The sequence below is a fragment of the Sphingomonas sp. LC-1 genome (genome assembly GCF_025371035.1).
Classification (GTDB): domain Bacteria; phylum Pseudomonadota; class Alphaproteobacteria; order Sphingomonadales; family Sphingomonadaceae; genus Sphingomonas; species Sphingomonas sanguinis_E.
Genome location: NZ_JANZXB010000003.1, coordinates 19,605 through 31,533, shown reverse-complemented (window position 1 = coordinate 31,533; position 11,929 = coordinate 19,605). Strand labels below are relative to the sequence as shown.

Below are 11,929 nucleotides of genomic sequence, written 5' to 3'. Positions count from 1 at the left end.
ATGCGGGCCGCTCGCCCGGCCCGCCCCCGGATCAGAAGAGCCCGTCGTCGTCGTCGTCGAACGTCACCGCGATCACCGGCGGCGCGGCGGCGGCCATGCCGGGCAGCAAATAGGCCGCATGGATCGTGCGTTCCGCCGCCATGGTATAGAGCCCCGCCGCCCAGGGAAGCAGTTCGGCGAGCGCGGCATGATCGGCCTCGTTCAGTTCGCTGCTATCCGCCTGTTCGGGTGCGGCCTGAGCGGCGTAGAGCGACAGCCTTTCCGCCGCCACGTTCAGCGTTTCGGCAAAGCCCAATTCCCTATTCAGGTCCGCCGCGCTCGACTCCAGCGAGGATACGACGCGCAGGGCATCGCCACCGCCCTTGGTCATCGCGGCGGCGGAGCCTTCACAGGCACGGCGGACCACCGCCAGCGCCTCGGTCAACGCACCGCGCGTATCGTCGGGGCCCTCCTTTCCGCCATCCTGCACCAGATCGATCGCCCCCAGCACGGCGATGAGACGTCCGACCGACAGGCTGAGCTGGTCGAGGCGGCTGGCGCAGGGCGCGACCTCCTTGGCGATCACCGCGACCGCGCGACCCAGCGTGCCATGGCGGCGGCACAGAAGCTGGGTGTTGGTCGAGATGTCCTGCACATTGACCGCGATATTGCGGATGCGACCCAGCCCCTCGGTCAGGTCGCTCAGCGTGCGGCCGACAAAGCCGGTCAGCTCGGCCAGATGCCCGTCGGCATCGCAAAGCTGGTCGGTCACATTGCCCAACGACGCGATCCCATGTTCCAGACGGAACAGCAGCTGCCCGTCATCGCCGCCCTGCGATCCCAGCAATTCGCGCAGGTGATCGGCCAGCGGGCCCAGCCGTTCGAGCGCGGCGACGATGGCCGCCACCTCGCGACCGAAATCATCGGCCATGGCATCCATCTGTGCCGCCACCAGCCGCGCCATATGCGCGGATGCGCCGATGGGCAGCGGAGCCCCCTGCCCTTCGTTCGCATCGGGGACGAGCCGCCGCAGCATGGCGATGCAATGTTCGGCGCGCTGGCGGACGCTGTCGCCGATCTGGATCGCGCCCAGGATACGCGCGACCTCACCCTGCACGGTGCGCATGATGCCGCCGACCTCGTCGGTCATGCGCATCACCGCCTCGATATGATCCTGAAGCGCGTTGGCATTGGCGGTCAATTCGGCGGGCACGCCGGCCCCGGCGCGCGAACATTCGGTAGCCAGCAGGCGATCGGCCTGCTGCACATCGCCGACCACCCGGCCGAACTGTTCGAGTTGCCGTTCGATATGGTGCAGTTCCCGGCGACCGCTGGATAGCTTCTCGTCCATGCCGACCACGAAGTTGAAGAACGCCGCCTCCCCCGACGAAGCGATCTTGATGTTCATCCCATAGATGCCGAGCAGCTTCAGGATGGTACCGACCTCGTTCAGCAGCCCGCGCAGTTCGCGGGTACGCCCGGTCAGCGTCTCCACCTCGATCGCGCGGCGGCGCTGGATCACCGGCAGGGTGATCAGGCGATAGGCGACGTCGCGAAGCTTGGCGACCGCGACGCCCGCGCTGTTGGGCGACAGCGTCTGGCGGATCGCGGCCAGCCCCTCGGCCATGCCGTCGATCGTGCCGATCGCCGTGGCCAGCGTCTCGCCCGTGTCGCGAAACGCGTCCTCCAGCCCGCCCATCCGGGCCTGCAACCGGTCGGCCAGCGCCGCGAAGGGAATGCCGCCCTCATCGTCCAGCGGTTGGGAGGCGCCCGTGTCAATCTTCGTCATCAACATTGCGATTGTCCTTCTCAACGGGCCGTGGCTTGCAGCAGTTCGCGCGCGACGCTGCTGAGCGGGATGATCTTGTCATGCGCACCGCGCGCAATCGCTTCCTTGGGCATGCCGAACACGACCGAGCTCGCCTCGTCCTGGGCGAAGGTGCGGGCGCCCGCCTGCTTCATCTCCAGTAGGCCGCGCGCGCCGTCATCGCCCATGCCGGTCAGGATGATGCCGACCGCATTGGCCCCGGCATTGCGCGCCGCCGAGCGGAACAGCACATCGACCGAGGGGCGGTGACGCGAGACCAGCGGCCCTTCGCGAACCGACACGACATAGCGCGCGCCCTGGCGCTCCAGCATGGTGTGGCGCAGGCCGCCCGGCGCGATCAGCACCCGGCCGCGCATCACCGTGTCGCCATCCTCGGCTTCCTTGACGTCGACCTGGCACAGCCCGTCGAGCCGCTTGGCGAAGGCGCGGGTGAAGCTTTCGGGCATATGCTGGACGATGACGATGCCGGGCGAATTGGCGGGCAGCGCCTCCAGCACCTCGCGCAGCGCCTCGGTCCCGCCGGTCGAGGCGCCGATGCACACCACCATCTCGGTCGTGCGGCTCATCGCGCGGCCCGTGGGCGGCGGCAGGACAGCGTCGGCGGTCAGCTTCTTGGCGGGCGCCGTGCTTCGCGGCGCAGGACGGCGCGCCCCGATCCGCGCATTGGCCGCACCCTTCACCGTCTCGCGGATCATCGCATGCGCCTCGACCAGATGATCGGCAACGCCGACACGCGGCTTCAGGATGACATCCACCGCCCCGGCCTCCAGCGCCTGGAGCAGCGTCTCCGACCCCTCCTCGACCAGCGAGGAGCACATGACGACCGGAATTGGATGCTGCGACATCAGCTTGCGGAGGAAGGTGATACCGTCCATCCGCGGCATTTCGACGTCCAGCGTGATGACGTCGGGCACCTCCTCCTGGATGTGACGCGCGGCGGCGAAGGGATCGGCGGCGGCGGCGATCACCTCGATCTGGGGGTCGGCGGACAGGATGGCGGTCATCGCCTGGCGGACGCTGGCACTGTCGTCGATCACCAGGACGCGGGTTTTCTTCATGAGGCTCAGATCCGCTGGAACACGGTGTTGGACACCGTGGTGAGGGGGAGGTCGAAACCGGTGATCGATTCCGAATGGCCCAGGAACAGTAGGCCGCCAGGGGCCAGGCATTCGGTCAGGCGGCGCACGACCTTCTCCTGCGTCGGCTTGTCGAAATAGATCAGCACGTTGCGGCAGAAGATGATGTCCATCGGATCGCCCACCGGATAGCGCGCGTCCATCAGGTTCATCTGCGCAAAGCCGATCGCCGAACGCAGCGCGGGCACGATGCGCATCTCGTCGCGCTTGGGATCGCTCGCCTTCATGGCATAACGGCCGCGCAGATTCGCCGGAACCGGGTCGAGCATCGCCGCCGGATAGATGCCGCGCCGGGCGGTGCGCAGCACTTCGCTATCCAGATCGGTGGCGAGAATGCCGAAATCGGGCCCGCCCTGGTCCTGTGCGAAGGCGTCGAGCAGCATGGCCAGGGTATAGGGTTCCGCGCCGGTCGAACAGGCCGCGCTCCAGACGCGTAGGCGCCGCTTCCCCATGTCGCGCAGGCGCGGCATCACCTTGCCCATCAGATAGTCGAAATGCTTGGGCTCGCGGGAAAAGTCGGTCTTGTTGGTGGTGACCGCGTTCAACAGATGCTCACGCTCGCCCTCCAGGTGATCACCCTCGAACAGCCAGCTGCAATAGCCGCTGAGGCTGGACAGACCGGTCGCGCGCACCCGGCGCCGCAACCGCCCCTCGATCATGGTCAGCTTGGCAGGCGGCAGGCGGATGCCGCACTCCTTGTAGACATAGGTGGAGATGCGATCGAAATCGCGCGGTTGCAGCGCATCGGTGGAAACCGCCGCGCGGGCCAGACTGCTCAAGGGACGGCTCCTGCGAAAAATAGATGGGAGAAGGGCGGCCGCCGCTGCGGGCGGCCGAAATTCACGCGGCGAGGCCGAGGCCGGCCAGCGCCATGGCGTCGCCATCGACGCCGAACAGGCGCGCGGGATCGAGCAGCGCCACGAAGCCCGATCCCCGCCGGAGGATCGCCCCGATCTGCTCCGACCGCCAGCGCCCGCCCAGATCGGGCGACGCCTCGACCGCATCCGCCGCAAAGGTGCTGACATCGAGCACCCGGTCGACCACCAGCCCCAGTGACAGCGGCTGCCCTTCCGTGCCGGAGACGTCGACGACCAGAATGCGCGTGGTCAAGGTCGCCTCGACCGGCTCAAGGCCAAGGCGGATACGCAAGTCCACCATCGGTACCGAGGCCCCGCGCACATCGGTCAGCCCCAGGAACCATTCGGGCGCGCCGGGCACCCGGTAAGCGGTCCGATGGTCCAGGATCTCGCGCACCGTGGTCACGGGGAGGGCGAATTCCTCCGCCCCCAGCCCGAAGACCACGACCTGCATGTCGCCGTCCGCGCTCATGCGGCGCGTCCGAATTCGGCGTCCTCGCGGTCCGGGCCGCCATTGGTCAGGTCGAGTGCGAAGCCGCGCACGCGGGCCTGCTGGTCCGCGACCGAACCGGCGCGCGACTTGGGGGTGGTGGCACCCTTCGCCCTGTTCCCCACGGGATTCCGGGCGGGCGCCGGGCGGCGCACGGCGGCGCGGACCGGGGCGCCATGCCCCTGATCGGTGATCCTGAAATAGGCAATGCTTTCCTGCAATTCCTCGGCCTGGCTGGCCAGCTCTTCCGAGGTGGACGAAATCTGCTCGGAGGCCGAAGCGTTCTGCTGGGTCACCTTGTCGAGCTGCTGGATCGCCTCGTTGATCTGGACCGCGCCGATGTCCTGTTCGCGGCAGGCCGCGCTGATCTCGGCGACCAGTTCGGCGGTGCGACGGATGTCGGGCACCAGTTTGGTCAGCATCTCGCCCGCCTGGGTGGCGGCGGTGACGGTATCGGACGACATGCCGCTGATTTCGGCCGCTGCCGACTGGCTGCGCTCGGCCAGCTTGCGGACCTCGGCGGCGACCACCGCGAAGCCGCGACCATGTTCGCCCGCACGCGCTGCTTCCACCGCTGCGTTGAGCGCCAGCAGATCGGTCTGGCGGGCGATCTCCTGCACGATGCCGATCTTCTCGGCGATGGTGCGCATCGCGACGACCGCCTTGTCGACCGCCTGGCCGCTGATCTCGGCATCCTGCGACGACTGACGTGCGATCTTCTCGGTCTGGCTTGCGTTGTCGGCATTCTGTTTGATGTTGGCGGCCATCTGCTCCATCGACGCCGAAGCTTCTTCCGCCGCAGCGGCCTGCTCGGTGGCGCCCTGGCTCACCTGCTCCGACGAAGACGATAGCTGCTGGCTGCCCGCCGCGACATTCTGCGCCGCCTGGGTGGTCTGGCCGATGGTTTCGCGCAGGCGTACGGTCATGCGGTTGACGGTGTCGACCAGATCCTTGATCTCGTCGTTGGACGCGACCGTCACCTCGGTGGTCAGGTCGCCATCGGCGACGGCGGACACCGCTTCATCGATCTTGCGCAACCCCCTGGACACGATCATCGCGATCCACAGCCCGCCGCCGATCGCGATCAGCAGGGCGAAGACGGCCGTGATTGTCAGCGTGGTGCGCGCCGAGGCATAAAGGGCGGCGGAGTCGGCTTTCGCCTTGACCATCTGCCCCTGGGTGATTTCGGCCAGCTTGCCCAGCGTATCACTAAGCCGCATCGCAACCGCGCGTCCCTCGTTCATCGAGATTTCGGCACCCTCGGCGTTGCGATTCTGCATGGCCAGGCCGCGCGCGCGATTGCTCAATTCCTTATAGCTGCGCCATTCCTCCAGCGCCTTGATCCAGACCGGCCGCCCCTGTTCGGTGGCGATCTTCAGGCCGCTGTTCAGGCTGTCCTGAACCTTGGCGTCATATTGGGCAAAGCTGCCATCCAAGATACGCTTTTGCGCCGGATCCTGGGACATCAGCATGTTCTTTTCGGCGCGGATCGCCCGGCCGACATCGCCATCGGCGATCAGCGAAAGCTTGATGCGCTGCGCCGGTCCGTCGATGATCTGTCCGATCATCACGTTCAGCGAATTGATCTTGGAAACCCCCACCCCGACCACGACGGCCAACAAAAACAAGACTATAGCGAACGTACTCGCCAATTTGACCTTGATCGTCGCACGCATCACACACCCCCGCTTGAATTCAATTCTTGGAAATTATGGAATTCGCTCTTCGAATTTCACCGAGAGCATAGTTTGAATTACTGAATTATTGGTTCAGGGCGACCGCGACGCCGCGCGTCCGCGCCTGCCGATCGGCGATTGATCCGGACCGCGCCGGAGGAGTTACGCCGCCGCCGCGATGGACAGGCCAGCGTCCAGGTCATCGGCGGCGAACAGCAGCGCCGGATCGAGCAGCGCGACGAATCCTGCGCCGCGCCGAAGGATCGCGACGATCTGGTCCGACCGCCAGCGCCCGCCAAGATCGGGCGCCCCTTCGACCGCGTCGGCGCCAAAGGTGCTGACATCGAGCACCCGGTCGACCATCAACCCCAGCGAAAGCGGCTGCCCATCGGTACCGGCCATGTCGACCACCAGAACCCGGGTGGTCAGCGTCGCCTCGACCGGCGGGAGGCCCAGCCGGACGCGCAGGTCGACCATCGGGACCGAGCTTCCGCGCACATCGGTCAGCCCTAGGAACCAGTCGGGCGCATGCGGCACCCGGTACGCCGTCCGGTGATCCAGGATCTCGCGCACCGTGGTCACGGGGAGGGCGAATTCCTCCGCCCCCAGTCCGAAGACCACGACCTGCATGTCGCCCCCCGCGCTCACGCGGCGCGTCCGAACTCGGCATCCTCGCCGTCCGGGCCACCATTGGTCAGGTCGAGTGCGAAACCGCGCACCCGGGCCTGCTGGTCGGCGACCGAACCGGCACCTGGCGCAGCCTTGACCTTGGCCTTGGCAACCACCGGACGAGCGGCGGGCTTCCGTGCCGCCGCCGAACGTGCCGGAGCCGCATGCCGAGCCTTCTCGACCCGGAAATAGGCGATGCTCTCCTGCAATTCCTCGGCCTGGCTGGCCAGCTCTTCCGAGGTGGACGAGATCTGCTCGGAGGCCGAGGCGTTCTGCTGGGTCACCTTGTCGAGCTGCTGGATCGCTTCGTTGATCTGGACCGCCCCGATGTCCTGTTCGCGGCAGGCCGCGCTGATCTCGGCAACCAGTTCCGCGGTGCGACGGATGTCGGGCACCAGCCTGGTCAGCATCTCGCCCGCCTGGGTCGCGGCGGTGACGGTATCGGACGACATGCCGCTGATCTCGGCCGCCGCCGACTGGCTGCGCTCGGCCAGCTTGCGGACCTCGGCGGCGACGACCGCGAAACCGCGACCATGTTCGCCAGCGCGGGCCGCCTCGACGGCCGCGTTCAGCGCCAGCAGATCGGTCTGGCGGGCGATCTCCTGCACGATGCCGATCTTCTCGGCGATGGTGCGCATCGCGATGACCGCCTTGTCGACCGCCTGGCCGCTGATCTCGGCGTCCTGCGACGACTGACGCGCGATCTTCTCGGTCTGAGTCGCGTTGTCGGCGTTCTGCTTGATGTTGGCGGCCATCTGTTCCATCGAGGCAGAGGCTTCCTCGGCGGCGGCGGCCTGTTCGGTCGCGCCCTGGCTCACCTGCTCCGACGAAGACGATAGCTGCTGGCTGCCCGCCGCGACATTCTGCGCCGCCTGGGTGGCATCGCCGACGACGCCGCGCAGACGCTCGACCATGGCGACCAGCGCATGGCCCAGCGTATCCTTGTCCGACAGCGGCGTGTGGTTGACGGTCAGGTCACCGCTGGCGATCGTATCGGCCAACTGCGCGCTTTCCCGCAGTGCCCCGGTCATCCGGTTCACCGTATCGACCAGATCCTTGATCTCGTCGTTCGAGGTGACGGCGACGTCCTGGCTGAGGTCACCAATGGCCACTGCGTCCAGCGCAATGGATACCTTGTTGAGGCCCTGCGAAATCAGCCGCGAAATCCAGAACGCTCCCCCGAGGGCGACGAGCAGCGCCACGACAGCCGTGCTGATCAGGACGTTGCGTGCCTGGGCATATTCGGCATTCGTCTCGGCATCGGCCTGCTTCATGCCGTCCTGCGCAACGCCGACGAGCTGGTCGAGCTGATCGGACATGGCCCCTGCGATCTCGCGCGACTTGGTGATCGAAATCTGCCCGGCTTCCGCATTCTTGTTGAGCAGGGCGAGACGACGGACCTCGTCGTTGATAGGCACATATTGGTCGAACAGCGCCTGAACCTGCATCCAGCGCGGCTTGCCTTCGGTCGTCGCGATGCTGATGCCCTGCGCGATCAGCGCACGGGTCTCGTTACGGACCTTCAGGTCCTCGCTGTCGAACTTCTGGGTCAGCGCGATGTCTTCGGTCAGCGCCATGTTCTTTTCGACGCGCAGTGTCCTGTTCATCCGCTCATTGACGTTGAGCGCGATTTCGAGACGCTTTGCCGGACCGGCGATGACCTCGCTGATCGCCGTGTTGAGCGCACTGAGCTTGACTACTCCGACGCCGACCACAGCCAGCATCAGCGCGATGATGACGGCATAGCTCACCGCCAATTTTACTTTGATCGTTGCTCGCATGTCTGGGTTCCCCCCGAAAAGTTGAAGATCAGTGGACGCTAACTGCTTCGGTTGCGTGCGCGGTGAGCCGCGCGAAAAGTGCTGGCAGGTCGGGCAGGACGACGACGTCGCCTTCTCGCCGCACCAGGCAGCGGACATGGTCCCGCGGCCAGCGCATGCCGATGACGGGTGCCTCCTCGGCATCGCCAGCGTGCAGAACCGTGACCTCGTTGACGCGGTCGGCAGCCAGCCCGATCAGGATCGGGTTGCCGTCCATGTCCAGTTCGATCACGATGATCCGGCTGTCGGCGGTGGTGGCGTGCGCCTCCATCCCGAACGAACCGCGCAGATCGGCCAGCGGTACGATGCGGCCGCGAAAGTTGATGACGGCGGCGGCCAGCGCATCGGCGCCGGGCACCTTGGTCACGGGCATCATGTCCAGGATTTCGCGGACGATGCCCGCTTCCAGCGCGAAGGTTTCGCCGCCCAGACCGAAGGTCAGGACCTCCAGGCCGTTCCCGGGCGTCCAATTGGGTACTTTGTGATAGGGCATGGGCTTATCCAGCGGCGAGACGCCGCTCCTCCCGGGGCTGGCTCAGCGCGATGAGCTGGGCGATGTCGAGGATCAGGGCGACCGAACCGTCGCCCAGGATGGTCGCGCCGGCAAAGGCGGCGACGTTGCGGTGAAGCGGCGACATCGCCTTGATCACCGTCTGGTGGTTGCCGATGATCTGGTCGACGACCAGACCGACCCGCTCCGCCCCGGTGCCGACCACGACGATCTTCTGATAGGTGTCGGGCCTGGTCCCGGTGTCGAACAGGTCGCGCAGCCGCAGGAAGGGCACGAGGCGTTCGCGCAGCGTGATGATGCTGCGCCCGCGCGAGCGCAGATCTTCCTCCAGCGACAGCTCCAGGCATTCCTCGACCGCCGCGAGCGGGATGACGTAGCGCCCCTCGCCCACCCGGACGAGCAGCCCCTCGATGATCGCCAGCGTCAGCGGGATGCGCAGCGTGATGGTCGAACCCTGGCCGGGCACGCTCTTCACGTCGATCGAGCCGCGCAGGCTTTCGATCGTACGCTTGACCACGTCCATGCCGACGCCGCGCCCAGACAGGTTGGTCACCTGCGCCGCCGTCGAAAAGCCGGGATGGAAGATCAGGCCGAGCAGTTCGTCCTCGCTGACCACCTGCCCCGGCTGGATCAGGCCATTGGCCTCTGCCTTGGCGCGGACCCGATCGCGGTCGATGCCGCGCCCGTCGTCGGTGATGGTGATGAGGACCTCGCCGCCCGCCTGATGCGCGCTGAGGCGGATGAGGCCGCTGGCCGGCTTGCCCGCCGCGACACGATCCTCGGCCTTTTCCAGGCCATGGTCGCAACTGTTGCGGATGATATGGACAAGCGGGTCGAACAGCCGCTCGATGACGGTCTTGTCAACTTCGGTCGCCTCGCCCTCGGTAACCAGCTCGATCGCCTTGCCGGTCTCGTTCGCCAGATCGTGGATCAGGCGACGGAAACGGCCGAACAGCGTCGAGACCGGCACCATGCGCAGGATCATCATCGTGTCGCGCATCTCGCCCGCCAGCCGTTCGATCTCTTCCGAGACAGAGCGCAGGCTGAGGTCCTGGCCATGCCCGGCAAGCTGCGACAACCGGCTCTGCGCGATGACGAGTTCGCCGACCCGGTCCATCAGCTCGTCCAGCCGTTCGGCGGGGACGCGGACATGTTCGCCCTGCCCGCGGTTCGCGGCGGTGGTCCGGGCCGGGGCGTCATTGGCGGCGACGGGCGGCGTCGGAACGGCGCTTTCCGCAACGGGTGCGACCTCTACGATCGCCTCCGGCTCGGGCTGTTCGACCGCGAGCGGGGTGATGGTGATCTCCATATCGTCCATGACGAACAGGAAGACGTCCTCGATCGCCTCGCGCGAAATGTCGCCGATCAGCGTGCAGTCCCAACCGATGACGCAATGCGCCGGGTCGAGGTCGTCGAGCGCGGGAATGTCGTCGATCCGCGCGACGATCTCTGCCTCGCCCAGATCGCGCAGCTCGTCCAGCAGCGCCAGTGGATTGGTGCCATTGGCCATTGCATCGGGCGGCAGGCGGAAGGACAGGGTCCAGCCCTGTTTCGCCGGGGCCGCCGCGACCGAGGCAGGTGCTCCGCCTCCCGCCGCCGCATCGACCGCCGCCGACAGCCGGGCCAGGATCGCCTGCCCCTCGTCTTCGGGCGCATCGCCCTCGACCAGCGCGCGCATATGATCGCCCGCCGACAGGATGACCGAGACCAAGTCCTGCGTTGCACGGACATCGCCCTTGCGCACCCGGTCGAACGCGGTTTCGCAATGATGGGTGAAGGCCGCCAGCTTGTCGAAGCCGAACATCGCGCCCGAACCCTTCAGGGTGTGGAGCCCCCGGAACACGGCGTTGACCAGACCCATATCGTCCAGCCGATGCCCCAGATCGAGCAGACCCTGTTCGACCTGCTCCAGAAGCTCGCCCGCCTCGATCCGGAAGGCGGCCGTCGGATCCTCGCCGCTCACCGGGCCAGGACCTTCTGCGCGACGCGGATCAGCTGTTCGGGCTGGAACGGCTTGACCAGCCAGCCGGTCGCGCCCGCCGCCTTGGCCTGCGCCTTCATCGCGTCATCCGACTCGGTGGTCAGGAAGATGATCGGCACGCCCGCCTGCGACGGCTGCTGGCGCAGCGCGCGGATCATCTCCAATCCGTCCATATTGGGCATGTTGAGATCGGTGACGATCAGGTCGAAGCGGGTGGCGCTCGCCTTGGCCAGCCCCTCGGCGCCGTCGGCGGCCTCGGTCACGGCATAACCCGCGCCGGTCAGGGCGATGCGGATCGCCATGCGCAGGCTGGCGCTGTCGTCGACGGTAAGGATGGAAGCGCTCATTGAACGGTGTCTCCGTGGAACCAGAAAGGAAGGTGATCGGGGGTGGTGCCGGGCAAGAATCCCGCCCGGTCGAGAAGCGCACGAAAGGTCTCGCCCACCGGGGCGGCCAGCGCGAAGTCGCAATCCGCCCGCGCCGCGCTGACCCGCGCGGCCTGCACCAGCTGGATCACGCTCAGATCGGGGGCGGTAACGGCGGACAGGTCCAGTCGGACCGTCGCAGCCGGCGCGATCGCAGTGCGCAGCTCTTCGGCAAGCGTGCCGATATTCGGCAGGCACAAATTCTCGCTTGCCATCACCACAGTGATCGACATGATGTTTTTTCCTCGCAAAAGGTCTGGCACCGCAGGACATGCCTGTGGCGGGGATCAGATACTTAAAAAGACAGGGTGTTACCCAATGGAGATCTTGTCGCCCCGCAGCTTAGCATCGGCACCGCGCCGTAATCCGCCGCTTGATCTAAAATTCCCCAAGCCCATTCAGGGGTATAGGGAAGGAAGGTAAATTCCGGCTTAAATGTAACCGTTTTGGTGGCAAAAATGGACAGACGGCCCATTCGACAGGGCACCACCCGGACATATTCTCGATATTTGAAAGGCTTACACCGATTCGAGACAGGGTCGCCCGCAACCCGGCTT

The 11,929-nt window shown here is 66.6% G+C and carries 11 protein-coding genes; all 11 read right to left on the bottom strand.

Annotated elements, in window-relative coordinates; genetic code table 11:
- Positions 1-31 precede the first annotated feature (31 nt).
- The 11 genes from NZL82_RS05075 to NZL82_RS05025 all read right to left on the bottom strand — a co-directional run bounded on the left by NZL82_RS05075 (position 32) and on the right by NZL82_RS05025 (position 11,605).
- Positions 32-1,768 (bottom strand): hypothetical protein, encoded by a 1,737-nt coding sequence (locus NZL82_RS05075; RefSeq protein ID WP_261268693.1) that lies wholly within the window; start codon positions 1,766-1,768, stop codon positions 32-34.
- Between the two features lie 20 nt (positions 1,769-1,788).
- Positions 1,789-2,865 (bottom strand): chemotaxis response regulator protein-glutamate methylesterase, encoded by a 1,077-nt coding sequence (locus tag NZL82_RS05070; protein WP_261268692.1) that lies wholly within the window; start codon positions 2,863-2,865, stop codon positions 1,789-1,791.
- A gap of 5 nt (positions 2,866-2,870) precedes the next feature.
- Positions 2,871-3,722: a protein-glutamate O-methyltransferase CheR gene (locus tag NZL82_RS05065; protein ID WP_261268691.1), complete on the bottom strand. Its 852-nt coding sequence runs from the start codon at positions 3,720-3,722 to the stop codon at positions 2,871-2,873.
- A gap of 61 nt (positions 3,723-3,783) precedes the next feature.
- Entirely contained in the window at positions 3,784-4,272 is a 489-nt protein-coding gene (locus NZL82_RS05060) for a chemotaxis protein CheW (RefSeq protein WP_261268690.1), read from the bottom strand.
- On the bottom strand, positions 4,269-5,966 hold the full coding sequence (locus NZL82_RS05055; protein WP_261268689.1) for a methyl-accepting chemotaxis protein: 1,698 nt from the start codon (positions 5,964-5,966) through the stop codon (positions 4,269-4,271). The genes NZL82_RS05060 and NZL82_RS05055 overlap by 4 nt, the downstream gene beginning before the upstream one ends.
- 162 nt (positions 5,967-6,128) lie before the next feature.
- Positions 6,129-6,614, bottom strand: coding sequence for a chemotaxis protein CheW (locus NZL82_RS05050; RefSeq protein WP_261268688.1), 486 nt, complete (start codon positions 6,612-6,614; stop codon positions 6,129-6,131).
- Positions 6,611-8,416: a methyl-accepting chemotaxis protein gene (locus NZL82_RS05045; RefSeq protein ID WP_261268687.1), complete on the bottom strand. Its 1,806-nt coding sequence runs from the start codon at positions 8,414-8,416 to the stop codon at positions 6,611-6,613. The genes NZL82_RS05050 and NZL82_RS05045 overlap by 4 nt, the downstream gene beginning before the upstream one ends.
- Before the next feature lie 28 nt (positions 8,417-8,444).
- Positions 8,445-8,948, bottom strand: a complete 504-nt coding sequence (locus NZL82_RS05040; protein ID WP_261268686.1) for a chemotaxis protein CheW — start codon at positions 8,946-8,948, stop codon at positions 8,445-8,447.
- A 4-nt stretch (positions 8,949-8,952) separates the two neighbouring features.
- On the bottom strand, positions 8,953-10,929 hold the full coding sequence (locus tag NZL82_RS05035; protein WP_261268685.1) for a chemotaxis protein CheA: 1,977 nt from the start codon (positions 10,927-10,929) through the stop codon (positions 8,953-8,955).
- A complete protein-coding gene (locus NZL82_RS05030; RefSeq protein ID WP_261268684.1) occupies positions 10,926-11,294 on the bottom strand; it encodes a response regulator in 369 nt (122 codons plus the stop codon). The genes NZL82_RS05035 and NZL82_RS05030 overlap by 4 nt, the downstream gene beginning before the upstream one ends.
- A complete protein-coding gene (locus NZL82_RS05025) occupies positions 11,291-11,605 on the bottom strand; it encodes an STAS domain-containing protein (RefSeq protein WP_261268683.1) in 315 nt (104 codons plus the stop codon). The genes NZL82_RS05030 and NZL82_RS05025 overlap by 4 nt, the downstream gene beginning before the upstream one ends.
- Between the last annotated feature and the right edge of the window lie 324 nt (positions 11,606-11,929).